The organism is Streptomyces sp. GL_140 (assembly GCF_057834465.1).
Window position 1 is genome coordinate 7,364,296 of sequence record NZ_CM174404.1, and the last position, 26,048, is coordinate 7,390,343.

Below are 26,048 nucleotides of genomic sequence, written 5' to 3' on the forward strand. Positions count from 1 at the left end.
CCCATCATGAGCACAATGCGACAGAAGATCACCGACGAGCAGCGGCGCACCCGAGTCGCCTCCGGCCACCTGCTGACCCCGGCGGCCCGCGCGGACACCCCCGAGCAGGTCGCCGAGGCGCTGCTCGCCCTGCACGCCACGGACCCGGCCACCGTCTACCTGGCGGTGGCCGCCCGCACGGCCGCCCCGACCCCGGCGCGACTGGAGCGGGCCCTGTACGAGGAACGGAGCCTGGTGCGGATGCTGTGCATGCGCCGCACCATGTTCGTCGTCCCCCATGACCTGGCCCCCGTCGTCGACGCCTCCACCGCCCGGACCGTCGCGGCCCGCGAACGCAAGAACCTCCTCAAGGTCCTGGGCGAGCAGCACGGGCACGGCGAGCCCTGGCTGGCCGCCACCGAGAAGGCCGTGCTCGCGGCCCTGGCCGACCTCGGCGAGGCCACCGCCGCCCAGCTCGCGGACGCCGTACCCGACCTCAAGACCAAGATCTCCGTCTTCCCGGGCAAGCCCTACGCGGCCACACCCCGCATCACCAGCCGCGTGCTCGGCGTGATGGCCGCCGAGAGCCGGATCCGGCGCGGCCGCCCGCTGGGCACCTGGGCCTCGTCCCAGTTCCGCTGGACCGCGGCCGAGCCCCATCCGCAACTCCCCGCCGACGACGCCAGGGCCGAGCTCGCCACCCACTACCTACGGGTCTTCGGCCCCTCCAGCACCGCCGACGTCACATGGTGGACCGGCTGGACCCTCACCGACACCCGCAAGGCCGTCGCCCGCACCGGCGCCGTCGAGGTCGACCTCTCGCACGGCCCCGGCCACGCCCTGCCCGAGCACCTGGAGCCGCCCGCCGAAAGCGCACCCGGGGCCGCCCTCCTGCCGTCCCTCGATCCCACCGCCATGGGCTGGCGGGACCGTGACTGGTACCTCGACCCCGCCTTCGTACCCGAGCTCTTCGACACCAACGGCAACATCGGCCCCACCGTCTGGTGGGACGGCCGCATCGTCGGGGGCTGGGCCCAGCGCCCCGACGGCGACATCGCGACCCACGTCCTGGCACCCGCCGGACTCACCCGCGAAGCCCGGGCGGCCGTCACCGCCGAGGCCGCACGCACGGCCGCCTTCCTCGGCGACATCCGGATCCGCCCCAGCCTGCGCACGCCCCTCGAACGGCGCCTCGCGGCCTGAGGACTCAGCAGGCGCGCCGCCCGGCGGCCCGGGTGGGCGAGGGCGGTGCGGTGTGGTGATCGGGGACGCCCGTCAGCGGGGTGCGGCCGTCGAGGGGCGGCGGGGTGTGGTGCGCCGGCACCGGTGCCCGGTCCGGAGCCGGCGCCGACGGGGCGAACAGGGCGCGCCCCAGGGCCCGGACGCGGTCCTCGCGCATCCGCTGCGTCACCCCCGTGCCGGGGATGGCCGTGCAGCCGTGGAACGTGCCGGGGTAGTGGTGCAGTTCGCATCCGACCCCGGACTGGAGCAGCCGCTGGACGTAGGCGATGCCTTCGTCCCTGGCCGGGTCGAACTCGCACACCGACAGGTGGGTCGGGGGAAGCCCGCGCAGGTTCGCGGCCCGGGCCGGAGCGGCGTAGGCGGAGACGTCGGGGCCGCCCGCGTCGCTGCCCGTGTAGTGGAAAGCTGTAGGCCGTCTGCATGCGGTTGCGCACGGGCGTGTCCACGTACGTGTGGGCGGAGACGGTCTCCAGCCGGTCGTCGATACCGAGGAGCTCCGCCTCTGTCGAGGCCCAGTACAGGGCGGCGTGCGCATCCATGACGGCGTGCGGATAGGGATGCTGCGGGGACAGTCGGTAGTTGACGTTCACGACCACGCAGCCGAGGGCCGAGGCGGTCCACATGCATTCGTCGTGACCCGTTTCGAGGTCGCCCGTGACGAACCCGCCGCCGTGGAAGTAGAGCACCGCCGGCAGTGCCCGCCGCGCCTGGTCGCGGTGGGCGGGCGCGTACACGCGTACCGGTACGGGCGGTGCCTCCTGGGGTCCGGGCACCTCGAACTCACGGATCGACAGGCCTTCCGGCACGATGTGCAGCGGTTGCCTGAACTGCGACTGCCGTATGTGCTCCTGGGCCGCGGCGGGGTCGGCGAAGTGGAGCGCTGTCCAAGGGGCTGCTGCCCGGCTCCCTCCGGGAATAGATCGCACTCGTCTCGGCGGCCGAGAACTCCTGCGAGTACTGCTACGCGGCCCACCACGTGCTCGGTGCCCGCGCAGGAGTCTCCTCCGAGGACCTCACCGCCGGCGGCCACGCCCACGCGTCGGACCCCAAGGCCGCGGCCGCCCTGCTCTTCGCCCACCGTGCTGCGCGCCAGGGGCTTCGTCGAGGACTCCGACATCGAGGCGGTGCGTGCCGCGGGCTACGGGGACGGGGAGATAGGCGAGATCATCGGCGCCGTGGCCCTGAACATTTTCACGAACTACTTCAACTCGGTGGCCCGCACTGAAGTCGACTTCCCGGCCGTCGACCTGCCGGTCACGGCCTGAAACGGCAGCACCGGCTCCGCGGCGGGCGATGCCGCTGCGGAGCCGGTGCCGTGCGTTGTTCGTTCAGCTCTTGACGAGGAGGCCGCGGGTGCGCAGCACCCACCGCTCGACGGGGCTGAAGATCAGCAGGTCGATGGCGATGCCGACGACGAGGATCAGGATGATGGCGAGGAACACGCCCGGCAGGTCGATGTTGTTGCGGGCGTTCTCCAGCAGCAGGCCCAGGCCGAGGCCCAGGTCCGGGGAGGACGCGATGAGTTCCGCGGCCATGAGTGAGCGCCAGGAGAAGGCCCAGCCCTGTTTGAGGCCGGCGACGTAGCCGGGGAGTGCGGCGGGCAGGACGATGTGCCAGGCGCCGCGGAGTCCGGTGGCGCCGAGGGTGCGGCCGGCGCGGAGGTGGAGCGGGGGGATCTGGTCGACGCCGGAGACGAGTCCGTTGGCGATGGAGGGGACGGCGCCGAGCAGGATGACGGTGTACATCATGGTGTCGTTGAGGCCGAACCAGAGGACGGCCGGGGGGACCCAGGCGACCGAGGGCAGGGATTGCAGGCCCTGGAGGATGGGGCCGATCGCGGCGCGGACGAACTTGACGCGGGAGACGAGCAGTCCGAGGGGCGTGCCGATGGCCAGGGCCAGGAGGAAGCCGAGCAGACCGCGCGAGACGCTGGTCCAGACGACCTCGAGCAGGGTGCCCTTGAGCCACATCGCGGTCAGGCTGTCCCACACCGCGGACAGCGCGGGCAGTTTGGTCTCCTCGACGACCTTCGCGGTGACGAGGATCTGCCAGACCACCAGGACGAGTCCGACGGAGAGGACCGGCGGGAGGACCTTCTTGACGAGGACTTCGCGGACCGGGGTGCGGTGGGTCTGGACGGCGTCGAGGGCGTCGAGGCCGGCTTCCAGGCCGGCGAGATCGTCCGTCTTGCCCCTGCCCTTGGTGTCAGCCCTGGTCTGGGGCGTGGTGTCAGTGCTGGCCATGGCGGCGGATCTCCCCACGCAGGTGTTCAGTGATCTCGAGGGACAGTTCCGCGACGTCGGCGTCTTCGATGCGGCGGGGCTGGGGGATGCCGACGGTCCATTCCTTGGCGATCCGGCCGGGCCGGGAGGAGAGGAGGACGACGCGCTGGGCGAGGCGGACGGCTTCGCGGACGTTGTGGGTGACGAAGAGGACGGAGAGACCGGTCTCGGCCCAGATGCGGGTGAGTTCGCCGTGCAGGACGTCGCGGGTGATGGCGTCGAGTGCCGCGAACGGCTCGTCCATGAGGAGGAGTCGGCTGTCCTGGGCGAGGGCGCGGGCGAGGGCGACGCGCTGGCGCATGCCGCCGGACAGTTCGTGGACGCGTTTGCCGTGGGAGCCGGTGAGGCGGACGAGTTCCAGGAGGCGTTCGGCTTCGGGCTTGCGGTCGGCTTTGGCGACTCCGCGCAGGCGCAGGGCGAGTTCGATGTTCTTGCCGGCGGTGAGCCAGGGGAACAGGGCGTGTTCCTGGAACATCAGGGCGGGGCGGCCGCCGGGGGTCTCGATCGATCCGGTGGTGGGTTTGTCGAGTCCGGCGACGAGGTTGAGGAGGGTGGACTTTCCGCAGCCGGAGGCGCCCAGGATGGTGACGAACTCGCCGGGAGCGACATCGAGGCTGATGTCGTCCAGGACGAGCTGCGATCCGGCCGGGCCGGAGAAGGACTTCGAGACGTGCTCGATGCGGGCGGCGTGGTGGTGCTGCTCCGCGACGGCGCTTTCGGCAGCCTTGGCGAATGTGGTGGCCATGGTCGTCACCTCCTGGGATTCGAGACGGTTACGGGGCTGCGGGGTTACTTGGTGCCGAGGCCGGCGTCGGAGACTTCGGGCTTGCCTGCGGCCTTGAGGACCTTGTTCAGGAGCGTGAGGTCGTAGATCCCGGCGAGTTGGGGCTGCTCGATGAGCTTGGCCTTGACCGCCCAGTCCGACTCGGTCTTCAGGGTCGAGGCGAGCGGGTCGTCGGTGACCAGGATGGAGGTCCAGGCGGGGTCGATGACCTTCGCGTCGAGGGCCTTGCCGCTGTCGGCGGCGAGCTTGGCGTTGGCGGAGGCCTTGGCCTTGTCGGGGTTGGCGTTGATCCACTCGTTGGTCTTCACGGTGCCCTTGAGCACGGCCTCGACGACGTCCGCGTGTTCCTTGAGGAACTTCTGCGACACGATGATGTTCGTGATCACGAACTTCTTGTCGGGCCACAGCGAGGTCTCGTCGAGGAGGACGGAACCGCCGTCGGAGACGAGCTTGGAGGCCGTGGGCTCCGGCACCCAGGCGCCGTCGATGGAGCCCTGCTTGAACGCGTCGGGGGTGACCTTGTTGTCGGTGCGCACGACGGAGACGTCGCCCTTGCCGGACTCCGGGTCGACGTTCCAGCCCTTCTCCGCGATCCAGTTGAGGAACGCGACGTCCTGCGTGTTGCCCTTCTGGGGGGTGGCGATCTTCTTGCCCTTGAGGTCGTCCAGGGTCTTGATCCTGTCCGGGTTGACGACGAGCTTGACGCCGCCGGAGGCGGATCCGGAGATGATCCGCAGGTTGGAGCCCTTGGACTTGACGTAGCCGTTGATCGACGGGGAGGGGCCGATGAACCCGATGTCGAGAGAACCGCCGTTGAGGGCTTCGATCTCGGAGGGTCCGGCGTTGAAGGTCTGCGGCTTGACCGTGGTGCCGCCCAGCTCCTTCTGGATCAGCCCCTCCTGCAGACCCACCAGCGCGGTGGCGTGGGTCAGGTTCGGGAAGTAACCGATACGGACCTCCGAAGCCGACAGTGCCTTGTCGCTGGCGACGCTCGGCTTCGCGGCGTCTTCCTTCTTGGCCTCGGAGCCGTAGCCGCAAGCGGTGAGCAGCAGGGGAAGGGCGGCGGTGACGGCGACGGCACGAAGGATGGTGAGCGGTCTTGCGGCAGACACGGAGGTGTCCTTTCACGAGATGGTCTTCGGGGACGTGCGGAGATGGGTGGTGCTGCGGCGCCATCGGGACACCCGGTGCCTGCTCCCGGAGGTCGGCGGCCGGATCGCGGTCGCAGGCTGGGAAGCGGATGGGTGGTCGATGACCCGTGGTGGAAGTCGAGCCCGTACATCGGACGGCGGCATTCGACGGCGCCTGGGTGACGAGGTCGGCCGAGGGGCCGGTCTGCCCGATGGGGAAAGGGGCCGGCGCCGCGCACGGTGGTACTCAGTGCGTGGAGCCAGGCCCTCTGAAGGTGTCAGGCCGGCTGACAGATGGCGCTGGACGTACGGACCAGGTCGATGTGCCGGCGGGAGGTCAGGGGCAGCATCCGGCCCGCACGCTGCAGTGTTCGCACGGCCGCCTCACCCCATTCCTAGTTTTCCCACCTGGTTGGTAGGCATATTGGCAGACAGCGATATCCGGCCCAAGGGGCTGACCATATTTTGGACGCCGTGATCTCGCGATGTGAGAAAGTGCAGGTGGGGGAGGAGGTCCGGAGACCAGAAGATCAGGGGTTGGTCCAGGCGCCCGGAGCATGCGCCAGCGCCGACACCTCGGCGGGCAGGGCGGACGACGCGACGTCGGCGAGCGATACGCCGTCGAGGATCTCGCGCACATTGGCCCGCAGTGCGATCCACAGGGGGAGCAGCGACTCGGCGGGGCCGGTGTAGGAGAGGTCCGGCGGGCGGACCCCGCGCACCGAGACGAGCGGTCCGTCCACTATGCGGATGACGTCCGCGATGCTGATCGACTGGGCCGGCTTGGCCAGCCGGTAGCCGCCGTTGCCGCCGCGCTGGCTGAGTACGAGACCGCCCCGGCGCATGTCGTTGAGGATGCCCTCGAGGAACTTGTGCGGGATGTCCTGGGCGTCGGCGATGGCTTCGGCCTTCAGTGGCCCGTCATCCTGTGACGCGGCAAGCTGCAGTGCGGCACGTACCGCGTAGTCCGCCCTGGCTGAGATCCGCATATGACCATTATCCCGTACGGCCCCGGTCGGCGTTCGCCGCGGGTGCGCCGCCAGGTGCCGGACCGGCCTCCCGCTGCCCGGCGGCCGAGGGGCGGACCCTGCCCGAGGTGGCCCGGGGCCGCGGATCCGCGGCCCCGGGCCACCTCGCGTCAGTGGAAGGCCGCCGCCACCGCGCGGTGGGAGCCGTTGAGGTAGTGCTCGCCGATGGAGCGCAGGCGGTGCGCCAGCGGGCGGTGGGCCGTCAGTACGCGGGCGTTGCGCCAGAACCGGTCCAGGCCGGGGGCGTCGGCCAGCTCCAGCACCCGGGCGGTGATGTGCAGGGCGGCCTTCGAGGTCACGGTCTCGGCCGTGGCGACCAGGGCGGCGACGCCCGCGGGTTCCTCGGCGTCCAGCTGCGCACCCGAGTCGAGGGCCTGCGCCATCACCTCGGTCGCCCGGTCGACCACGGCGGTGGCCGTCTGGGCGGCGGAGGCGAGTTCCCCGTACGTCAGGAAGAGATCCGGGTCCGCACCGGCCAGTCGGTACGCGCGGCCGCCCCTGCTGAGGTCGCGCGCTTCGGTGAGGGCGCCCTCGGCGATGCCGAGGCCGACGTGGCACAGGGCGAGCCGGAGCGCCGGCTCGGCGAGGGCGGTGAAGGGCGCGGTCGACTCCTCGTCGTGCGGTCCGCGGCCCAGCACCTGGTCGGGCGTGACGGCGACCCCGTCGAGGACGAGCTCGCCCGCGCCGGCGACGCGCTGCCCGAGGCGGTCGAGGGCGGGTTCGACGGACACGCCCCGCGCACCGGGTGGGATCCGCACGACCAGGACGTCACCGGTCGCGGCGCAGACGGCGTCCACCACGATCTGGTCGGCTACGGCCACTGCCGTGTCCACGGCCCGGTACCCGTTCAGCAAGTAGCCGGTACCGCGCGGGCTCAGTGTGAGGTCCGGTCCGTCGGAGCCGGCGTCGGAGCCGTCGCCGGGTGCGGGAGCGCGGACCACGCCGGTCCACAGCCACTGCTCGCGCACCGACTCCTCTTCGAGGGCGGTCGCCTGATGGCGGGCCGCGTAGAAGCGTCCGCTCCAGGTGTGTACGTAGTGCCGGGCGAGTACGGCGCCGATGGAACTGTCGGCCGCGGCGATCTCCCGGATGACGGCGCATCCGGTGCGCCAGTCCGCCCCGCGTCCCGACGAGGGCGGGGTGAGGGCTGCCAGCAGGCCGGCCTCGCGCAGCCGGGCCGTCTCGTCGACCGGCGGCCTGCCCGCCTGGTCGCGGGTGATGGCGTCCGCGGCGAGGTCGTCCGCCACGTCGCGGGCGGTACGCAGGAGCGCGCGGCGCTGCGCGTCGGCGGATCGGCGGACCGCGGTGCTCGGGGTCGTCGTCATCGGCGTCACTGACAGGCCCGGATGCCGGTGAACGGCGCGAGGGATGGTGGGACAGCGGTGCCATGGGGGATGGCGGCGGTCATGTCGACTACTCCGGAACGTAGTTGGGCGGCGTCGGCCGATTGCTGAAGGCTGTGGGTGCGCACGAGGGGTGCGAGACCGGTGCGAAGGGGATGCGCGCGGGTCGTGTCCGCGAGGGCATCGGGAGCCGGGCACCGCGCGGGGCCGGGGTGGGCGGCGTCAGCGTCTTGATGGGCCGCACTTCACCAAATCCCCACCTTTCCCATCGGATTGATAGGAATACTTGCCCGGAAGTGCCCATCCGGCAAGAGTGTGACCGCATCGTGGACCGGGCGGTCTCAAAATGAGAGACGGTGCAGGCCTGAGGGGGCCTGCCGGTCCGACTCGAGACCTCGCGCGGCGGCAGGATCCTCCGTCAAGGGGTCCTTGCGCTCGGCGAGTTCCCCGAGAATCTTTTCCTATGTAATTAGTAGGGAACTGTTGACGCGTGCCCGCCGCGCACCTCACGATGTGCCCATGTCCCCGTCGCAGCCGTTGCTCGTACGCCGCAGGCACGTTGACTTCCGTCGCGTTGCCAGCGCCGTCTGCCGACCCCTTTAGGTCTCGGGCAGGGCATTTCCTCGTCGCGTGCCGGTGTTCCGGCCGCCGTTCCCCTCCGTACCCCACGCTCTCCTCGTGCCCCCGGCCCCTGGGCCGCCCGGGTCCGTTCGGCGTGCGGCGCACCGGCCTTCGCGGTCGTGTCCGTCACGGAGCCCCCCGCCCCGTCGTGGCCGAACACCCGGCATCCGCACCTCACTCCGAGAAGCCGAAGGGGCCCATCATGACCACCGCAGTTCCCGCAGCCGCCAACCGCCGCGACCCCGGCCCCCGCCTGCAGCTCGTCGGCGACCACCCGCAGGGCGTCCCCGTCGGTGGGATCGGCGGCGGCCGCGTCGGATACCTGGTGTTCCTGCCGGCCGACGTGGACCCGGTGGCGTTGATGAAGGCGCACGGCGTGCTCCCGGAGCCCGGGGCGCTTCCGGCTCCCGGGCCGGCACCGGCCACCCGGCCCGACCCGCACCCCCACCCCGATCCCGTCCGGTCCGACGACGGCATCCGGGTCGATCCGGCGCGACGGCTGGTCGTGGTCGACGGGCGCGAACTGGAGCTCACCTACATGGAGTTCGACCTCCTGGCCCACCTCGTGTCCCACCCGTACACGGTTCACTCGCGCGATGCCCTCATCTCGGACATCTGGGGCTACGGGCGCATTGGCGACGGCCGCACCGTCGACGTCCACGTGGCCCGGCTGCGCCGCAAGCTCGGCCCCGCCTATCGGGACCGCATCTCCACCGTGCGCCGCGTCGGCTACCGGTACGTGCCCGACCACCGGTGAGCAGCGCTACGCGTTCGAGATGACCAGCAGGGTGCGGGCGGCGGCCGGACCCGTCAGGCGGCAGCGGTGCGGGACTTCGCCCCGGTGGTGGGCGCTCTGGCCGGCGCGCAGGGTCAGTGGTTCCTCGCCCTGGAGCTCGAGGAGGATCTCGCCCTCCAGTACGTAGAGGAAGTCCTCGCCGGGGTGCTCGAACCAGCCGCGCTCGCCCTGGCCGGGCTCGAAGTGGTGCTCGTAGGCCTCCATCAGCGCGCTGCGACCGCCGGGGATGAGCACCTGGGCGGTCTGCCCCGTGGCCTCGGTCACGCGGATCACCTGCGGGTCGCTCTCGTGGCTGACCGCGCCCGGTCGCTCCGGCGGGCGCAGGAAGGTGCCCGGGGTGACGTCCAGTGCTTCCGCGATCCGGTAGATCGAGCTGAGGCTGGGCGTGGCGAGGCCGCGTTCGAGCTGGCTGAGGAAGGGCTGGGAGAGGCCTGAGCGGGCGGCGAGGACGGCCATGGAGACGCCGCGCTGTTTTCGGCAGCTCCGGATCACCCGTCCGACCTCGACCGCCTCGGGCGTGGGTTCGGGTCGAGACACGCAGGCGAACGTACCTCATCACCGATCAAGGGCCGGGGGCCCCGGCGAGGTTTCGCACTGCTGCAACACAGCCGTCATAAGCGTGGTCAATTATTGACCTCACTTATCACCGACTGTGGAACCGAACGAGGAGCCGCCCCGTGCACGCCACCCCCTCACCGCCCGGCCGGGCCCTGCGCCGGCTCGGCCCGGCAACGGGCGCGGCAGGTGCCGTGCTCGCGCTCTGGTACCTGCTCGCCCGGTCCGGCGCGGTGGCCCCGGGGCTCCTGCCCACGCCCGCCGAAACCCTGGCAGCGCTCGCGGACAGCGCCCGCAGCGGCATCCTGGCCGCCGACCTCGGCGCCAGCCTGACCCGCGCGGGGCAGGGCTTCGCGCTGGGCGCCCTCGTCGGCAGCGCGCTGGGCTTCGCCACCGGCTACCTGCCGAGGCTCTCCGCCGCCGTCACCCCGGTCGTCTCCTTCCTGCGCCCGATCCCGGCCATCGCGCTGGTGCCGCTGGCGACAGCCTGGTTCGGCATCGGGGAGACCGCCAAGCGCCTGCTCATCGCCTACGCCGTGCTGCTCGCCGTCTGGCTGTACGTGCACGACGGGGTGTCCCGGGTGCCCGTGTCCCACCTGCGGGCGGCCCGCTCGCTGGGGGCTCCGCTGCACCGCCGGTTCACCGAGGTGCTGCTGCCCGCCGCCGCACCCGCCCTGCTCGCCGCACTGCGCTACGGGGCCTCGGTCGCCCTGCTCGCCCTGGTGGCGGCGGAACTGGGCGGGGCGGACAGCGGGCTGGCGTACCGGCTCCAGGTGGACGGCCAGTTCCTGCGGGTGGACCGGATGTTCGCGGGGCTGCTCGTCCTCGGGCTGCTCGGCGTCGCCGTCGACCTCGTACTGGCCGCGATCGGCCGCCGGTTCGTGCACTGGAGCGCCTCATGAGCCTCGGGGTACGACTGGAGGGCCTGTCGGTCCGCTACGGGACCGCCCCCGTGCTGGAGCACACGGACCTGGAGCTCCCGGCGGGGTCCTTCACGGCGCTGCTCGGGCCCAGCGGCTGCGGCAAGTCCACGATCCTCAACCTGGTGGCCGGGTTCGTGCGGCCCACCGAAGGGCGGGTCACGGCCGGTTCCGCTCCGGTGCGCGGACCGGGCCCGGAGCGGGGCGTGGTCTTCCAGCACTACGCGCTCTTCCCCTGGCGCACCGCACGGGGCAACGTCGAATTCGCCCTGAAGCGGCTCGGCCTGCCGCGTCCGGAGCGCCGGCGCCGCGCCCTCGCGGCACTGGCCGAGGTGGGGCTCGCGGACGGCGCCGAGAAGTACCCGGCGCAGTTGTCCGGCGGCATGCAGCAGCGCGTGGCCCTGGCCCGCGCACTGGCCGCCGAGCCCGAAGTGCTCCTGATGGACGAGCCGTTCGGAGCGCTGGACGCACTGACCCGGACTCGCATGCAGACCTTGCTGCGGGAGCTGTGGCAGCGCCGCGGCACCACCGTCCTGTTCGTCACGCACGACATCGACGAGGCGCTGGGCCTCGCCGAACGGGTCGTCGTCCTCGGCGGAACTCCCGGGCGGGTGCTGGCCGACCACGCCGTCCCCACCGGGCCGCCCGACCCGGGCCGGCGCGCACTGATCGCACGCCACCTCGGCACCGACTGAAGCCGGGACCTCCTGTCCCCAGCTCTCCCTCCCCCCGACTTCCTTCCCGTCCCGAAAGGACTCCTCGATGCCCGGACCCCGCGCCAAGGCCGCCGCCCTGCTGATGGCGGCCCTGCTCTGCGCGCTCACCTCGGCCTGCGGCTCAGGCTCAGCCTCGGGCTCCGGCCACGCGGGCGGCAGCCTCCCCGCCGTCTCCGTCAGTGCCAGCGACCACCTCGGCGGGGCACCCGTCTACGTGGCGCAGGAACGCGGGCTGTGGTCCGCCGAGGGAGTCGACGTCACCCTGACCACCCAGCCCACCGGCCGGGACGCGCTCAACGCCGTGCTCGGAGGTCAGGCGCAGCTCGGCGTCGTGGGCGACCTGCCCGCGGTCACGGCCGCACTGGGCGGGTGCGAGCTGCGGATCGTCGCCGACCTCTCCCGGTTCGACGACTGGCGCCTGCTGACCCGTACCGACCGGCAGATCACCGGCTTCGCCGCGCTCAAGGGCCGTAAGGTCGGCGTCCCGCAGGGCACGAACGTCGAGTACGCCCTCTCGCGGATGCTCGACTCGGCGCATCTGACGGCGGCGGACGTCACCGTGGTCAACCTCGCCCCGAACCAGGTCACTCCGGCACTGGCCCGTGGCGACATCGACGCCGGGGTCACCTTCCCGAGCTTCTACGACTCCGCCCGCACCACCCTGGGTGAGCGCTACGCCGAGCTCCCCTTCACCGGTTACACGGCCCGGACCCTGCTCGTCGCGGGTTCCAAGGCGACCGAGAAGACCACCTCCGCCGTGCTCCGGGCACTGCTGAACGCCCAGCGCGAGATCGCCGCCGACCCGCCCGGTGCGCGCAAGGCCGTACTCGCCCAGTCCAAGGGCGCGCTCCAGGCCGGCTACGTGGACGCCTTCCAGCCCCGCTACGGCTACGGCGCTACCCTCTCGCCCGAACTGCTGACCCAGCTGGAGCAGGAGGCCGCCTGGGCGAAGGCCGCCCAGGGCCTGCCGGGCTCCGCCGACCGGGCCGCGCTGCTGCGGTACCTGAACCCCGAGCCCCTGACGGCCGTGGACCCGGCCGCGGTCACCGTCCGCTGAACGACACCGCTGAACAACGCGGCTGAACCACACCCCTGAACCACATCCCACACAGGAGACCCTCATGACCGTCGACCAGAACACCCTGCGCCGCCGCGGCGTCGGCCTGATCGCCCACGACCCCGACCGCAGTTACGGCGGCCTCACCCTCTACACGCCCATCACCAGCGCCGGCGAGATCCACCTCGTCGACATCGAGGGCCGGCCCGTCCACACCTGGAACTCCCCGCACCCGCCCGGCCGTCAGGCCCAGCTGCTCCCGAACGGGAACCTCTTCTACGCGGCCAAGGACACCAGCAGCCCGACCCTCTTCCCCATCTGGGACGTCTACCACGGCGGCATCTTCCAGGAACTGGCCCCCGACTCCACGGTCCTGCGCGAGGTCCGGCACCCCTTCCACCACCACGACGCCTCGGTGCTGCGCAACGGCAACCTCGTCATCACCGTCGTCGAACCCCTGAACCCGGCCGACGCCGCCCGCATCCGGGGCGGCATACCCGGCTCCGAAGCCCCGGGCGGGGTCATCTACGGGGACGTGGTCTACGAACTGACCTGGGACGGGGAGGAGGTGTGGCGCTGGGCCGCCATCGAGCACCTCGACCCCGAGGAGTTCCCGCTCAACCCGCACTTCGCCCGCGAGCACTGGCCGATGGCGAACACCGTCAACGAGACCGCCGACGGCTCGATCGTGATCGGCTTCCGCAGCGCGTCCACCGCAGTGGCCGTGGACCGCGCCGACGGGTCGGTCCTCTGGCGCTTCGGCCCCGACGTGCTGGCCCAGCAGCACCATCCGCACGAGCTGGCCGGCGGCAACATCCTGGTCTTCGACAACGGCACCTACCGCGACACGACCTCAGTGCCGTACTCGCGGGTGCTGGAGCTGGACCCGCGCACCGGCAAGGAGGTGTGGTCCTACGAGGACAATCCGCCGCAGAACTTCTACAGCCCGTACATGTCCAGCGCCCAGCGCCTGCCGAACGGGAACACCTTCGTAGCCGAGGGCTCCTTCGGCCGCCTCTTCGAGGTGACCTCCGGCGGGGACGTGGTCTGGGAGTTCGTGGTCCCGCAGTTCCGGTCCTTCGGAGACGGGGTCGGCCTGGAGTCCTCGGCCGGCGCCCAGAACTCCGTCTTCCGTGCCTACCGCTACTCCGCCGACCGGTTCCCCTGGCTGTGAGAGCTGACCGGAACATGCGAATCGCTGTAGGCTGCCGCGACCGCCCTTGACCTGGAACTGATGCTGATCTGCGGGCGCGCGACAGCTGCGGACTCGGCCTGCTGCATAGCGGCGGCCCAACGGACGGTGTCGGCAGCGACGTTGTCGGGGTGTCGGCGCCGCCGAGCGCAACGGGGGTGACATGGTCGACGCGCAGCGGGACGTCGGGCGCGGTGGCGCCGCAGTATCGGCAGGTGTGGTTGTCCCGGCGGAGGACTCCGTATCGGAGGCGCCCGCGGATGAGGGTCTTCACGGGGCTCACCACCAGGCCCCTGCGGACAGCGGGCCGACCGGTTGCCTGGCAGGGACCCCCATGGGAGACATGCACGCTCCGCCTTCACTTTCCCAGGCGTCCTCTCGGTTCCGGACATCCGGCCGTCTGCCGATAACGGCTTCGGCGGCGATCAGCGCGCCGGCGGTCAGGACGCTGCCGGGGACAGAGGCGGCCGCCATGAGGCGGGCGGCGGCGGCCGGCGCGGTGTGGGGTGGCACGACGAGGAGGTCCCAGCGGCCGACGGTGTAGGAGAGCAGGATCAGCTTGTCGGGGTCCTGTTCGGTGAACCAGCCGACGTGCAGGGTGCGCCCGTCCACGGGAACCGTGTGCGGGATGACGGGCCACCGGTCGGGGTTCACGGTGACGCGGGTGATGCGCCCCCACGTCCCGTTCAAGGCGGCGACAAGAAGCGGGAGTTCGGCTTCCAGGTCACGGGAACGGGGCCACCAGGCGCCGTCCAGCTGGCCGCCGAGGGGAGTCTTCGGCGTGAGCACGAGACGAGGGGGGCGAAGAGGTGCGGGGAGCGTGGTGCGTTCCAGGGTGGCGGTCATGGTGGGAGACCTGTCCCCGGGCCGCCTGCAGTCCGACGGCCCGGCGTATTGATCGCCGGAAATGACACCTGAGTTGCATCCGGTGCGCGAAATACTCCCGGTACCTCCACCGTACTCCGGTGCGGAGATCAAGAGGGGTTCTGACCAGGTATTTCGGCTGAGGAGGAGGTTCATGCTCCGACTGTCTGCGTGGCCGACGCGGTCAGGGCGCGGTTGACGTCGACCACGCCTTCCACGGCGCGTGCGAGCCGTGATGCCATGGGAATGCGCGAGGCGTCGAGGATGCCGCCGGTAAGGGTGACCACACCGTGGCGGACATCGACCCGCACTCTGTGTTGTGCGAGCGGGAACAGCCGGCCGACACCTCGCGCCGGACCTCGTCCGCCAGTTCACTGTCCGGCCGGAGGAACACCTTGAGGAGGTCGGTGCGGCTGACGATGCCCTGGAGGGTGCCGGCCGGGTTGACGACCAGCAGTCGTTTGATGTGCCGTTCCGCCATGAGCCGGGCCGCCTGGGGGAGGGTGGTGTCGGGCGGAACGGTGACGGCGGGGGTCTCCGGGCCGGCCTGGAGGGTGGCGGCCGTCCTCCAGGCGGAGGAGGCACCGCTTTCCCACCATCACACCTCCAAGGCAAGGGCCGGACAGGCCTGTCAGGCCCCGGTGCGGGCCCGTCCGGCCCTGTCCGGAACGCGAGAGGCGGCGACAGCATGAGGTGACCTTTGCAGAAGCACGGAAGACACAGAGAGAGGTGGCGTCATGAAGGCACTCGTCTTCCAGGAGCCGGGGCGCACCGCTTGGCAGGACGTGCCGGACCCGAGCATCAAGGACCCGGGCGATGTGATCGTGCGCGTCGACGTCGTGAGCATCTGCGGTACGGACCTGCACATCGTCAAGGGTGACCTGCCGGAGGTGGTTCCGGGGCGCGTGCTCGGGCACGAGGCCGTGGGCACGGTGGTGGAGAGCGGCGGTGACGTCCGCTCGGTGCGGCCCGGTGACCGGGTGCTGGTCTCCTGCATTTCCTCGTGTGGCCGGTGCCGGTTCTGCCGTGAGAGCCGCTACGGACAGTGCCGCGGGGGCGGCGGCTGGGTGCTCGGCCACACCATCGACGGCACCCAGGCCGAATACGTCCGTGTACCGTTCGCCGACCTTTCCGTGCACCCGCTGCCGAGCGCGGTCGACAGCGCCGACGCCGTCCTGCTTGCGGACATCTTCCCCACCTCCTACGAGGTGGGAGTGCTGAACGGCAACGTGCGGCCCGGGGACACCGTCGTCGTGGTCGGCGCCGGACCCGTCGGACTCGCGGCCATCGCCACGGCGCGGCTCTACTCGCCGGCCCGTGTCATCGCCGTGGACCTCGCGCCGTCCCGGCTGGCGAGGGCACACGAGCTGGGGGCGGACGCGGTCGTGAACGCCGCCGAGGAACCGGAAATGCTCGTGGGCGACCTGACCGACGGTCTGGGCGCGGACGTCGTCATGGAGGCCGTCGGCATGCCGGAGGCCTTCGAGATGTGCACCCGCATGGTCCGCCCGGGCGGCCGGATCGCGAACATCGGCGTCCACGGCAAGCCCGCGACCCTGCACCTCGAAGACCTGTGGATCAAGGACGTCACCATCACCACCGGGCTCGTGGACAGCTCCTCCACGCCGATGCTGCTGCGCATGCTGGCGGCCGGCCGGCTGCCGACCTCGTCGCTGATCACCCATCGTTTCGAGCTGGGACGGATGGAAGAGGCGTACGAGGTGTTCTCCCGCGCCGGCGAGACCGGCGCCCTGAAGGTCGTACTGGGTGGCACGCGCCACGACGACCTGGTCGTATCGAACCCGTCGCGGGTCCGGCGGGCCTAGGGGGTGTCTGATGGATCTCTGCGGCGTCACGTCGTCGGGGTCGGTGGGTGGGGCCGGTCGGCCCCCGGGCCTGTCCGCTTTGGCCCTCCCCCGCGGACACTCCACGGGGGGACTGTGAAGTGCGGAGCCCTTCCGGCCCTGCTCTCGAAGAGGTGATCCACCATGCCTCGGATCCAGATCTCGGCACCCCGGCACCCACGGCCGCGCCGTCCCACGCCCCTCGACCTGCGCACACCGTCGGGACGGGTCCTGCCGTACTGAGGGAGAAGGAAGGAACGCGCCCTTCCACAGTCCCGAGCCCGCCTGGACTTGGGCCCGGCGGATCGGTATCGGACTCGCCGTGGCTCAATGAAGGTCCTGCGGAAAGTCGGCACCGCTGTACGGAGGCAACATCCTCCGTACAGCGGTGCCGACTGTCGGCTACACGCTCTTCGCAGCTCCGTTGGGCTGGGGCGGGGCGGGGATCTTGGCGGCGAGGTCCGCGATCGGCGGTGCCTGGACGCCGGCGGCCGCGGTGGCGGCGGAGGTTTCGCGGGCGAGGAAGGCGCCGAGTTCGCCGATGGTGCTCATGAGCGGTGCGGGGAAGACCACGGTGGTGTTCTTGTCGACGCCGATCTCCACGAGGCTCTGCAGGTTGCGCAGTTGCAGGGCGAGGGGGTGGGCCATCATGGTGTCGGAGGCGTCGCCGAGTGCGGCGGCGGCCATCGATTCGCCCTCCGCGTTGATGATCTTGGCCCTCTTCTCCCGTTCGGCTTCGGCCTGTCGGGCCATCGCGCGCTTCATGCTGTCGGGCAGTTGGATGTCCTTGAGTTCGACCAGGGTGACCTGGACGCCCCATTCTGCGGTGGTGACGTCGAGGATCTCGCGGATGTCGAGGTTGATGCGGTCGGTCTCCGACAGGGTTTCGTCGAGGGTGTGCTGCCCGACGACCTTGCGCAGGGTGGTCTGTGCGATCTGGTTGATGGCCGCGCCCACGTTCTCGATGGCGATGACCGACTTCACGGCGTCGACGACGCGGAAGTAGGCGACCGCGGAGACGTCGACGCTGACGTTGTCGCGGGTGATGATGCCCTGGGACTGGATGGGCATCGTGACGATCCGCAGGGACACCCGGTGCAGGACGTCCGCGAACGGCACGATCACCCGCAGGCCCGGCGGACGGGTGCCGGTGAGCCGGCCGAAGCGGAACAGCACGCCCTGCTCGTACTGTTTGACGATCTTCAGGGCCATCGGCAGCCCTATCAGGGCAACCACGGCCACGGCGATCAGCGCGAAGATCAGGACTTCCATGAACGTGCTCCTCACGAAGTGCGGTGGCGGAGCAAGGGGATGACCCGGGTCCGTCCGCAGGACTCGGCGCCTCTGCGATCGGGGGCGGCGAGCCTGCCTCCTTCCATGCTCGCGCGTCGCGGGTGGGGCGGGCAGGGGCCGAACGGTCCACACCCTGGATCAGGGGGGTGCGTCCTCGGTACCGCGGCCGAGTGGAGCGGTGCGGATGTCGTCTGAGTGGGCCGTGAGCCGGTCGATGACCGCGACCACTCCGTCCAGCTGTCCGGCGAGCCGGAGCGCGACGGGGATCTGGCTGCTCTTGGGCAGCCGGCCGGTCAGGGTGACGACCCCGTCCACGACGCGCACGATCACGGAGTCGGCGCCGATGCCCATGGTGTCCGCCAGCACGTCCTCGACCAGCACGCGGCGTATCTCGTGGTCCGGGCGGAGGAACACGCGCAGCAGGTCCCGGCGGGTCACGATGCCGACCAGACGGTCCTCGTCGTCGATCACCGGAAGCCGCGTCACGCCCCGTCGGGTGATGAGGCGGGCGGCCTCGGTGACGGTCTGTTCGGCGTGGATCGTGACGGCCGGCGCGGTCATCAAGTCCTGAGCGGTGAAGTGGTCTTGGGTGAGCAGATCGGTCCGCGAAACGACTCCGAGGACGCGCTCGTCCTCGTCCACGACCGGCACTCCGCTGATGTCGTGCTCGACGAGCAGCGCGGCCACGTCCGCGGACGGGGTCCGCCCGGAGACCGAGACCACCTCGTCGGTCATGAGGAAGCCGACTTTGGCGTGCTTCATCTGTGGCCCTCCTGTCGGCTTCGGTCAGCGAGAGCATCGTGCGCAGCGCCCTCACCAGCCACCATCCGCCCCGTACGCCCGCGGTGCGAGGGGCCGAACGGTCCTCGCTCAGGCCTGACCGGTCCCCTGCGGTGCACGACCGGTGGGGCGGTGCGGCGGGCAAGGGACCTTCGGTCCCTTGACTGACCCTTGCGGCCCATTCCTCGCGCAGGTCGGGGTGGCAGTGTGAAGGCATCCCCGACGCTGTTCGACAGAGGAGAAGCCATGGAAGGCTCCACCCGACACCGTCCGGACCTCGCCTCGGTCGTCGTCGGTGTCGACGGATCGAGCACCGCACTGACAGCGGCCTTCTGGGCCGCCGCCGAGGCGTCCCGACGCAGCAGCACCCTTCACATCTTCTACGCGGCCGACACTGCCGACCGGGTCTTCTACCTCTCGGCTCAGATCATCGAACGCGTCCACGCGGAGGGTCGCGATCTGTTGGAGGTCACGGCCGCCGCGGTCTCGGAGCGGTTCCCCGGCCTCCACGTCACCACGGAGTACAGCCGCAGGGACCCCGTCTTCGGTCTGCACCGAGTGGGGGCGAAGTACGGCACCACCGTGGTCGGTCACCGAGGTCTGGGCGGGTTCGAGGCCCTGCGGCTCGGTTCGGTCGGTCTGAGGGTCGTGGCAGCCGCGACGACCCCCGTCATCGTGGTGCGCGGCGGCGAGGACCTTGCCGAGAGCGGGGTGGTGCTGGCCGGGGTCCGGGACGAGTACGACCTCGAATGCGCGCGACGCGCCGCCCGCGAAGCGGAGCTGCGCAAGGCAACGCTGCGGCTGCTGACCGTGTGGAACGTACTCCAGTACGCCGGAACCGCCGTCAGCATGCTCGATGACGTCGACGAGTTCGCCGGCCGCCACGTCCGAAGTCTGAAGTCCGTCGCCGACCGCGTACGCGAGGAGTTCCCCGCGTTGACGGTGAACACCGACGCGGAGAAGAGCGTGTCGGTGGCTTCGGTCCTGGTCGAGGCGTCACGTCACGCGGACATGCTCGTCATGGGAGGTAGGCGATCACCCGGGTACTTCGGACCCACCCTGGGACGCACCACGCACAGTCTCCTGCACCACTCGCACTGCCCCGTGGAGCTCATTCCGCGGCACGACGAGGAGCAGGGGAGCGACGCGTCATGACGGACATCGCGGAAGGACGGGACATCGCGGTGGGGATCGACCCCACCGGAAGGTGGCTCCTGCCCCTCGCCTGGGCTGCCGACGAGGCACACCGCCGCAATGTACGCCTCCGTCTCGTCCTGGCAGTCCCCTCGCCCCACGACACCGAGCACATGGTCGACGACACCGCGCAGCACAATGCCGTACGCCAGGCCAGCTCGGAGGCCCTGGAAGAGGCCGCGGTCTGGGCGCGTGAGCGCCACCCCGGTACGGAACTGGCGACCGTTCTGCGCGACGGACATCCAGCACCAGTGCTCTGCGGAACGTCCAGACATGCGCGCATGGTCGTCCTCGGTTCGCGGCACCTGACCCGGCCCGAGGAGATCTTCAGTGGCTGCTCCGTCGTGCTGCCCGTCACCGCGCAGGCACGCTGCCCGGTCGTCGTGGTGGGAGGCTCCGAGGGCGTCCCCCAGGGCCCGCCCCACCTTGTCGTCGCAGTCGACGGCAGCGAGGCGTCGAAGACGGCCATGGCCCTGGCCTTCCAGGAGGCCAGCCTCCGGGGCTGCGAGCTGCACGCGATCTCGGTATGGCAGCCACCCGTCTTCTCCTTCCAGAACGCGACGGCGGCCATCGGCGCCCAGCGCCGCATGCTGACCGAGACGGCCGCAGGTTGGGCGCATGAGTATCCGGACGTGAAGCTCAGCCACGAGGTACTGACCGGGCACCCGGTGGAGTGCCTCGCCGAGGCAGCTGAGCATGCCTTGGCACTGGTCGTGGGCCGGCGGGGCAGGGGCGGCTACACGGGCATCCGGCTCGGGTCGGTCGTCCACGGGCTGCTGCACCGTGCGCACTGCCCACTCGTCACTGTCCCGGGCAAGTGAACGGGCTCCAAGCCCTCGCTCGTGGGCAACAGCCTGACCGGATTCCGCCACGGCTCGCCCCCCAGGCCCGTCACCCAGGGCGTCGGCCCTGACCGGTCGGCGGGCAGTGGGGACTACGCTGAAGGCCGGGCTGGTGCGCAGGGCCCCTCGATGCCGGCGGAGGTGTCCATGGTCGGGGACGATCGCGATACGCCGACGAGCCGGATTCCGCAGCCGCGACTGGACGCGCTCCAGGCGGAGATCATTGACGCGCGGGATACCCGAGATCGGCTGACGGGCCTGCTGGAGGCGGTCATGTCGCTGGGGCAGGAGCTGGACCTGGCCCAGGTGCTGCGCGGCATCGTGGAGGCTGCGGTCGTCCTGGTGGACGCGGAGTACGGCGCGCTGGGCGTGGTGGGGGATGGCGAGAAGCTCGCGGAGTTCCTCCCGGTGGGCATCAGCGACCAGGCCCGCGCGCGGATCGGGGCCCTGCCGACTGGCCACGGGCTGCTGGGCGAGCTGATCAGGCATCCGCGGCCCCTGCGCCTGGGAGACCTCTCGGAGCACGCGGCCTCCGTCGGGTTTCCGGAGCACCATCCGCCGATGCGTTCCTTCCTCGGTGTACCGATACGGGTCCGGGGTGAAGTGTTCGGCAATCTCTACCTGACGGAGAAGCGGGGCGGGAAGGGCTTCGACGCGGAGGACGAGGGAGTCCTGTCCACCCTCGCGGTCGCTGCCGGTGTCGCCGTGGACAACGCCCGCTTGTACGAGGAGGTCCGGCTCCGGGAGCGCTGGCTGGAGGCCGGCTCGGACTTCACCAGCGAGCTGCTGTCGGGCTCCTCCGAGATCGAGGTGCTGGAAGGCATGCTCGAGCGGGCCCGGGACATCATCTCGGCCGAGATGTGCGTCTTCTACCAGGTGGGGCCCAGCGGTGAGCTGCGCGGTTCGCTGGCCCTGGGGGAGGGCGCCGAAGCACACCGCGGGATCGTCCTGCCCGGGGGCGAGGGGATCCTGGCCGCACTCGACCAAGCCCAGGACGGACTGATCACCGTGGGTGACGTGGCCACCGACGCCCGGATCATGGCCCAGCCGGATGCCTGGACGGGCTTTGGGCCGGCTGTGGCGGTCACGGTGGGCACCAGGGCGAAGCTGCGCGGCGTGCTGATGCTGGCGAGGCGTTCCGGCCGGCGGGCGTTCGCCGGGGCCGAGGTGGCGCCCCTACCAGGCTTCGCGGGCCAGATAGCCCTGGCGCTCGAGCTGGCCGACCGGCGCCGCGACGGCGAGCAGGTGAGCTTGTTGGAAGACCGTGACCGGATCGCCCGCGACCTGCACGATCTCGCGATCCAGCGGCTCTTCGCGACCGGGATGACCCTGCAGAGCGCCCGGCGCTTCGTGGAGCACCCCGAGGCGTCGGAGCGGCTGAGCCGGTCGATCGACGACCTGGACGAGACGATCAAGATCATCCGTACGACCATCTTCGGACTACGTGACCACGAGGCGGCGGGCAGCACCCCGAGGCTCCGAGCCCGCGCGGTGCGGGCCGTGGGCGAGGCGGCGACGGTACTGGGCTTCGCACCCGCCCTGCGTATGGAGGGCCTGATTGACACGGATGTGCCGGCCCCGGTCGCGGACGACGTGATGGCCGTGCTCGGGGAAGCCTTGACCAACGTGGCCCGGCACGCGCGGGCGGCGCGGGTGGAGGTCGGGATCGTACTGTCGGACGGCACGCTGGACGTGACGGTGAGTGACGACGGGGTGGGTTTCACGGACGGCGGCCGTCGGAGTGGTCTGCGCAATCTCGCGGAGCGCGCTGAAGCCCGCGGGGGCCGATTGTCCGTCTCACCGCGCCACGAGGGTGGCGGAACCCGTCTGGACTGGCGGATCCCGCTCGGTCCTCCCCCCTGAGCGCGGGCTTCAGCGGCCGGTCTCGTCGTGCTCGCGGACCTCGGCGGCGATGACGGCGGCCTGTACGCGGCGTTCGACGCCCAGTTTGGCGAGGAGCCGGGAGATGTGGTTCTTGACCGTCTTCTCGGAGAGGAAGAGGCGTTTGCCGATCTGCCGGTTGGTGAGGCCCTCGCCGATGAGCTCGAGTACGGCGCGCTCGCGTTCGGAGAGGACCGTCAGCCGATCGTCTCCGGGCGGATTCCCCGAGGTCGGGTTCCGAAGCGAACTCATCAGGCGCGCGGTGGTCGCCGGGTCGAGCATCGACTGGCCCGTGGCCACCGTGCGGATGGCGGAGACCAGGTCGGATCCTTTGATCTGCTTCAGCACGTACCCGGCGGCGCCGGCCATGATCGCGTCGAGGAGGGCGTCCTCGTCGTCGAAGGACGTCAGCATGAGGCAGGCGAGGTCCGGCATGCGCGAGCGCAGCTCGCGGCAGACGGTGATCCCGTCGCTGTCGGGCAGCCGTACGTCGAGCACCGCGACATCGGGCCGCAGCGCGGGCCCCCGGGCCAGCGCTTGGGCGGCCGTGCCCGCCTCGCCGACCACCTCGATGTCGGGCTCGGCGTCCAGGAGGTCGTGCAGGCCCCGGCGGACGACCTCGTGGTCGTCGAGGAGGAACACCCGGATGGGCACCGGGGCAGATGGTGCATCGGACATCCACGCCACACCCTCGGGTCGGGATACGTCTCGGGCCAATTGTCTCAGATGCGGCTTCCGCTGCCGTGGGGCGCGTAGAGGTCGAGGAGCCGGATGTGGGCGGAGACGAGCCGGTGGGCGAGCACCTGGCCCACCCACTGCCACATCGCGGAGGCGAGCGCGGGGTCGGTGTCCATCAGCATGCGCACGGCGGCGGCGTCGAATTCGTCGGTGCGCACGGGCGTCGTGGCCTCGGCGCCGAAGTGCCAGGTGTAGGGGTGGAACAGCCAGGACCAGCCGACGAGCTCGCCGGGACCGACCGTCTCGACCACCGCGGCCTGCCGGCCGGGTACGTGTACGTCCATGCCGACGTTCCCCGACCGGATGACCCAGAAGTGGCTGGTGTGCCCGCCCTGGTTGTACAGGCGCGCGCCGGCGGGGAAGTCCGCCTCGTGGGCGAGGGTCAGCAGCCTGCCGCGTTGCTCCGGGGAGAAGGCGTGGTCGAAGCGGTTGGGGGAGGAGGTGAGCCGGTGTGGGGAAGAGGTGCTCATGGCGGTTCTCCGTTCGGGTCCGTTTCCACTCTCCGCCGGTGGCGGTCGGCCCGGGAAGGGCCGTTCGGTACCCTCCCGGACCCGGGCGGCCCCCGTGTCCCGCCCCGGGCGGGCGATCAGTAGGGCCAGGACCAGTCGGCGACCTCCGGCAGGTCGGTTCCGTGGAGGCGGATCCAGTCGTGGTGGCGGATCCGCTGGGCATCCATGCTCTGGCGCAGGGCCCCCACACGGCCGACGAGGCCGGGGACACGGTCTATGACGTCCATGACGAGCCGGTAGCGGTCGAGGTCGTTGCGCACGACCATGTCGAAGGGGGTGGTCGTGGTCCCGGACTCCTTGTAGCCGCGGACGTGCAGGTTCGGGTGGCCGGTCCGGCGGTAGGCGAGGCGGTGGATCAGCCACGGATAGCCGTGATAGGCGAAGACGACCGGCCTGTCGGTGGTGAAGAGCGCGTCGTAGTCCGTGTCCGTCATCCCGTGGGGGTGTTCTTCCCGTGGCATCAGGCGGGCGATGTCGACGACGTTGACCACGCGCACGGCCAGCGAGGGGAGGTGCTCGCGCAGCAGGGCGGAGGCGGCCAGGACCTCCAGGGTGGGTACGTCGCCGGCGCAGGCCAGCACGACATCAGGCTCGCGGGTCCCGTCGTCCGTGCCGGCCCACGCCCAGATTCCGGCGCCCCGGGCGACGTGCGTTCGCGCCTCGTCCATGTTCAGCCAGTCGTGGCAGGGCTGTTTGCCGGCGACGATCACGTTCACCTGGTCGCGGCTGCGTAGCGCGTGATCGGCCACCACGAGCAGGGTGTTGGCATCCGGCGGCAGGTAGACCCGTACGACCTCGGGGCTCTTGGTGAGGACATGGTCGACGAAGCCGGGGTCCTGGTGGGAGAAGCCGTTGCTGTCCTGACGCCAGACGTGCGAGGTGAGCAGGTAGTTCAGGGACGCGATGGGCGCGCGCCAGCTCAGCCCGCGGGCGCTCTTCAGCCATTTGATGTGCTGGCCGACCATGGAGTCCACGATGTGGGCGAAGGCCTCGTACGTGGAGAACAGGCCGTGGCGGCCGGTGAGGAGGTAGCCCTCCAGCCAGCCCTGGCAGACGTGCTCGGAGAGGATCTCCATGACCCGGCCGTCCCGGGACAGGTTCCGGTCGGTGGGCTCGGTCAGGCCCTCCCAGGCCTTGCCCGTCACGTCGTACAGGTCGTCGAGATGGTTGCTCGCCGTCTCGTCCGGCCCGACGACCCGGAAGTCCCGCCGTCCGGCGGTGTCCCGCATGACCTGCGCGAGGTAGCGGCCCAGGACGCGCGTCGGCTCGTGCAGAGTGCTTCCCGGCTTGTCCACGTGGACGGCCCACGCGTCCAGCCCGGGCAGTGGCAACGAGCGCAGCAGCCGCCCGCCATTCGCGTACGGGCTCGCTCCCAGGCGGCGCTCGCCCTCCGGGACGCAGGCCAGGACCTGCGTCGTCGGGCGGCCGTCGGCGTCGAAGAGTTCCTCCGGCCGGTAGGAGCGCATCCAGCTTTCGAGCTGCCTGAGGTGTGCGGGGTTCTCGCGGACCCCGGCGAGCGGCACCTGGTGAGCGCGCCAGGTGCCCTCGACGGGTTGGCCGTCGACGGTCGCGGGGCCCGTCCAGCCCTTGGGGGTCCGCAGGACGATCACCGGCCAGCGGACGCGCCCGGCGCCCGGATCCGTACCTGCGGCCCGGGCTTCCCGCTGGATGGTGTGAATGCGGTCGAGTGCCTGGTCCATCGCTCCGGCCATGGCCGGGTGGACGAGGGCGGGGTCGTGGCCGGAGACGTAGAGGGGATCGTGTCCGTAGCCGCGCAGCAGCGCGTCGAGCTCGGCCTCCGGGATCCGTGACAGCACGGTCGGGTTGGCGATCTTGTATCCGTTGAGGTGCAGGATGGGCAGGACGGCGCCGTCGTGGACCGGGTCCAGGAATTTGTTGGAGTGCCAGGAGGCGGCCAGCGGTCCCGTCTCCGCCTCGCCGTCGCCGATGACGCAGGCCACCAGCAGGCCGGGATGGTCGAAGGCGGCCCCGTACGCGTGGGCCAGTGAGTAGCCGAGCTCGCCGCCCTCGTGGACGGAGCCCGGTGTTTCCGGCGCCACGTGACTCGGCACGCCGCCGGGGAAGGAGAACTGGCGGAACAGCCTGCGCATCCCGTCCTCGTCCCGGCCGATGTCCGGGTAGGTCTCGCTGTACGTGCCCTCCAGCCAGGAGTTGGCGAGGACGGCCGCCCCGCCGTGGCCGGGTCCCCAGACGCACAGGGCTTCCAGCGAACGCTCCTTGATCACCCGGTTCAGGTGGGTGTGGACGAAGTTCAGGCCGGGTGCGGTGCCCCAGTGGCCGAGCAGCCGGGGTTTGATGTGCTCCGGCCGCAGGGGTTCCGCGAGCAGCGGGTTGCCCAGGAGGTAGATCTGGCCGGCGGCCAGATAGTTCGCGGCACGCCAGTGCGCGTCCAGCTCCGCGATCCGGTACGTGGTCGTCATGAGTGCTCCTTCGAACC

The 26,048-nt window shown here is 71.1% G+C and carries 27 protein-coding genes and 1 pseudogene; 12 read left to right on the forward strand and 16 right to left on the reverse strand.

Going from position 1 to position 26,048, the window contains the following annotated elements:
- Positions 1-6 precede the first annotated feature (6 nt).
- The gene (locus AC3IYJ_RS34245) at positions 7-1,182 is read left to right on the forward strand and encodes a winged helix DNA-binding domain-containing protein (protein WP_489398384.1); all 1,176 of its coding nucleotides are present in this window, start codon (positions 7-9) and stop codon (positions 1,180-1,182) included.
- A 4-nt stretch (positions 1,183-1,186) separates the two neighbouring features.
- On the opposite strand, the gene AC3IYJ_RS34250 is transcribed toward AC3IYJ_RS34245, so the two are convergent.
- Positions 1,187-1,756, reverse strand: a complete 570-nt coding sequence (locus AC3IYJ_RS34250) for an alpha/beta hydrolase (protein WP_489398385.1) — start codon at positions 1,754-1,756, stop codon at positions 1,187-1,189.
- Positions 1,710-2,147, reverse strand: a pseudogene (locus tag AC3IYJ_RS34255) (alpha/beta hydrolase); the annotation flags it as partial. The gene AC3IYJ_RS34250 and the pseudogene AC3IYJ_RS34255, both read right to left, overlap by 47 nt.
- 153 nt (positions 2,148-2,300) lie before the next feature.
- Between AC3IYJ_RS34255 and AC3IYJ_RS34260 the strand changes: the two are divergent.
- Positions 2,301-2,486 carry a carboxymuconolactone decarboxylase family protein gene (locus AC3IYJ_RS34260; RefSeq protein WP_489398386.1) on the forward strand — a complete coding sequence of 62 codons (186 nt, stop codon included), beginning with the start codon at positions 2,301-2,303 and terminating at the stop codon, positions 2,484-2,486.
- A gap of 63 nt (positions 2,487-2,549) precedes the next feature.
- Here the strand turns inward: AC3IYJ_RS34260 and AC3IYJ_RS34265 are convergent, their stop codons facing one another.
- The 6 genes from AC3IYJ_RS34265 to AC3IYJ_RS34290 all read right to left on the reverse strand — a co-directional run bounded on the left by AC3IYJ_RS34265 (position 2,550) and on the right by AC3IYJ_RS34290 (position 7,770).
- On the reverse strand, positions 2,550-3,464 hold the full coding sequence (locus AC3IYJ_RS34265) for an ABC transporter permease (RefSeq protein ID WP_489398387.1): 915 nt from the start codon (positions 3,462-3,464) through the stop codon (positions 2,550-2,552).
- On the reverse strand, positions 3,451-4,257 hold the full coding sequence (locus AC3IYJ_RS34270; protein WP_489397886.1) for an ABC transporter ATP-binding protein: 807 nt from the start codon (positions 4,255-4,257) through the stop codon (positions 3,451-3,453). The genes AC3IYJ_RS34265 and AC3IYJ_RS34270 overlap by 14 nt, the downstream gene beginning before the upstream one ends.
- Positions 4,258-4,292: 35 nt before the next feature.
- Positions 4,293-5,399: an aliphatic sulfonate ABC transporter substrate-binding protein gene (locus AC3IYJ_RS34275; protein WP_489398388.1), complete on the reverse strand. Its 1,107-nt coding sequence runs from the start codon at positions 5,397-5,399 to the stop codon at positions 4,293-4,295.
- Positions 5,400-5,695: 296 nt separating this feature from the next.
- Positions 5,696-5,794: a putative leader peptide gene (locus tag AC3IYJ_RS34280; protein WP_489398389.1), complete on the reverse strand. Its 99-nt coding sequence runs from the start codon at positions 5,792-5,794 to the stop codon at positions 5,696-5,698.
- Positions 5,795-5,947: 153 nt separating this feature from the next.
- On the reverse strand, positions 5,948-6,406 hold the full coding sequence (locus tag AC3IYJ_RS34285; RefSeq protein WP_489398390.1) for an RrF2 family transcriptional regulator: 459 nt from the start codon (positions 6,404-6,406) through the stop codon (positions 5,948-5,950).
- 149 nt (positions 6,407-6,555) lie between these two features.
- Positions 6,556-7,770, reverse strand: a complete 1,215-nt coding sequence (locus tag AC3IYJ_RS34290) for an acyl-CoA dehydrogenase family protein (protein ID WP_489398391.1) — start codon at positions 7,768-7,770, stop codon at positions 6,556-6,558.
- A 537-nt stretch (positions 7,771-8,307) separates the two neighbouring features.
- Between AC3IYJ_RS34290 and AC3IYJ_RS34295 the strand changes: the two genes are divergently transcribed.
- Both AC3IYJ_RS34295 and AC3IYJ_RS34300 read left to right on the forward strand, forming a co-directional pair.
- The gene (locus AC3IYJ_RS34295) at positions 8,308-8,391 is read left to right on the forward strand and encodes a putative leader peptide (protein ID WP_347878459.1); all 84 of its coding nucleotides are present in this window, start codon (positions 8,308-8,310) and stop codon (positions 8,389-8,391) included.
- 220 nt (positions 8,392-8,611) lie between these two features.
- Positions 8,612-9,166, forward strand: a complete 555-nt coding sequence (locus AC3IYJ_RS34300; RefSeq protein WP_489398392.1) for a winged helix-turn-helix domain-containing protein — start codon at positions 8,612-8,614, stop codon at positions 9,164-9,166.
- Between the two features lie 6 nt (positions 9,167-9,172).
- Here the strand turns inward: AC3IYJ_RS34300 and AC3IYJ_RS34305 are convergent, their stop codons facing one another.
- Positions 9,173-9,742, reverse strand: coding sequence for a helix-turn-helix domain-containing protein (locus tag AC3IYJ_RS34305; protein WP_489398393.1), 570 nt, complete (start codon positions 9,740-9,742; stop codon positions 9,173-9,175).
- A gap of 140 nt (positions 9,743-9,882) precedes the next feature.
- Here AC3IYJ_RS34305 and AC3IYJ_RS34310 point away from each other — a divergent pair, with 140 nt between their 5' ends.
- From AC3IYJ_RS34310 to AC3IYJ_RS34325, 4 genes are all read left to right on the forward strand, one after another.
- A complete protein-coding gene (locus AC3IYJ_RS34310; RefSeq protein WP_489398394.1) occupies positions 9,883-10,662 on the forward strand; it encodes an ABC transporter permease in 780 nt (259 codons plus the stop codon).
- Entirely contained in the window at positions 10,659-11,375 is a 717-nt protein-coding gene (locus AC3IYJ_RS34315) for an ABC transporter ATP-binding protein (protein ID WP_489398395.1), read from the forward strand. The genes AC3IYJ_RS34310 and AC3IYJ_RS34315 overlap by 4 nt, the downstream gene beginning before the upstream one ends.
- Before the next feature lie 67 nt (positions 11,376-11,442).
- Positions 11,443-12,453, forward strand: coding sequence for an ABC transporter substrate-binding protein (locus tag AC3IYJ_RS34320; RefSeq protein ID WP_489398396.1), 1,011 nt, complete (start codon positions 11,443-11,445; stop codon positions 12,451-12,453).
- A 64-nt stretch (positions 12,454-12,517) separates the two neighbouring features.
- Complete coding sequence (locus AC3IYJ_RS34325; RefSeq protein WP_489398397.1) at positions 12,518-13,627, forward strand: aryl-sulfate sulfotransferase; 1,110 nt, start codon at positions 12,518-12,520, stop codon at positions 13,625-13,627.
- A 297-nt stretch (positions 13,628-13,924) separates the two neighbouring features.
- Here AC3IYJ_RS34325 and AC3IYJ_RS34330 read toward each other — a convergent pair whose 3' ends face one another.
- The gene (locus tag AC3IYJ_RS34330; protein WP_489398398.1) at positions 13,925-14,491 is read right to left on the reverse strand and encodes a DUF5994 family protein; all 567 of its coding nucleotides are present in this window, start codon (positions 14,489-14,491) and stop codon (positions 13,925-13,927) included.
- A gap of 170 nt (positions 14,492-14,661) precedes the next feature.
- The gene (locus tag AC3IYJ_RS34335) at positions 14,662-14,820 is read right to left on the reverse strand and encodes a BON domain-containing protein (RefSeq protein ID WP_489398399.1); all 159 of its coding nucleotides are present in this window, start codon (positions 14,818-14,820) and stop codon (positions 14,662-14,664) included.
- Positions 14,821-15,246: 426 nt separating this feature from the next.
- On the opposite strand from AC3IYJ_RS34335, the gene AC3IYJ_RS34340 reads away from it, so the two are divergent.
- Complete coding sequence (locus AC3IYJ_RS34340) at positions 15,247-16,335, forward strand: alcohol dehydrogenase catalytic domain-containing protein (protein ID WP_489398400.1); 1,089 nt, start codon at positions 15,247-15,249, stop codon at positions 16,333-16,335.
- 420 nt (positions 16,336-16,755) lie between these two features.
- On the opposite strand, the gene AC3IYJ_RS34345 is transcribed toward AC3IYJ_RS34340, so the two are convergent.
- A complete protein-coding gene (locus AC3IYJ_RS34345) occupies positions 16,756-17,625 on the reverse strand; it encodes a slipin family protein (protein WP_489398401.1) in 870 nt (289 codons plus the stop codon).
- 159 nt (positions 17,626-17,784) lie between these two features.
- Entirely contained in the window at positions 17,785-18,408 is a 624-nt protein-coding gene (locus tag AC3IYJ_RS34350; protein ID WP_489398402.1) for a CBS domain-containing protein, read from the reverse strand.
- A gap of 264 nt (positions 18,409-18,672) precedes the next feature.
- Between AC3IYJ_RS34350 and AC3IYJ_RS34355 the strand changes: the two genes are divergently transcribed.
- The 3 genes from AC3IYJ_RS34355 to AC3IYJ_RS34365 all read left to right on the forward strand — a co-directional run bounded on the left by AC3IYJ_RS34355 (position 18,673) and on the right by AC3IYJ_RS34365 (position 22,325).
- Positions 18,673-19,581 (forward strand): universal stress protein, encoded by a 909-nt coding sequence (locus tag AC3IYJ_RS34355; RefSeq protein WP_489398403.1) that lies wholly within the window; start codon positions 18,673-18,675, stop codon positions 19,579-19,581.
- Positions 19,578-20,441, forward strand: a complete 864-nt coding sequence (locus AC3IYJ_RS34360; protein WP_489398404.1) for a universal stress protein — start codon at positions 19,578-19,580, stop codon at positions 20,439-20,441. Before AC3IYJ_RS34355 ends, AC3IYJ_RS34360 begins: the two co-directional genes overlap by 4 nt.
- Positions 20,442-20,609: 168 nt before the next feature.
- Positions 20,610-22,325 carry a sensor histidine kinase gene (locus AC3IYJ_RS34365; protein ID WP_489398405.1) on the forward strand — a complete coding sequence of 572 codons (1,716 nt, stop codon included), beginning with the start codon at positions 20,610-20,612 and terminating at the stop codon, positions 22,323-22,325.
- A gap of 9 nt (positions 22,326-22,334) precedes the next feature.
- Here AC3IYJ_RS34365 and AC3IYJ_RS34370 read toward each other — a convergent pair whose 3' ends face one another.
- From AC3IYJ_RS34370 to AC3IYJ_RS34380, 3 genes are all read right to left on the reverse strand, one after another.
- Positions 22,335-23,021: a response regulator gene (locus AC3IYJ_RS34370; RefSeq protein ID WP_489398406.1), complete on the reverse strand. Its 687-nt coding sequence runs from the start codon at positions 23,019-23,021 to the stop codon at positions 22,335-22,337.
- 44 nt (positions 23,022-23,065) lie between these two features.
- On the reverse strand, positions 23,066-23,551 hold the full coding sequence (locus AC3IYJ_RS34375) for a Crp/Fnr family transcriptional regulator (RefSeq protein ID WP_489398407.1): 486 nt from the start codon (positions 23,549-23,551) through the stop codon (positions 23,066-23,068).
- Positions 23,552-23,667: 116 nt separating this feature from the next.
- The gene (locus AC3IYJ_RS34380) at positions 23,668-26,031 is read right to left on the reverse strand and encodes a phosphoketolase family protein (RefSeq protein ID WP_489398408.1); all 2,364 of its coding nucleotides are present in this window, start codon (positions 26,029-26,031) and stop codon (positions 23,668-23,670) included.
- Between the last annotated feature and the right edge of the window lie 17 nt (positions 26,032-26,048).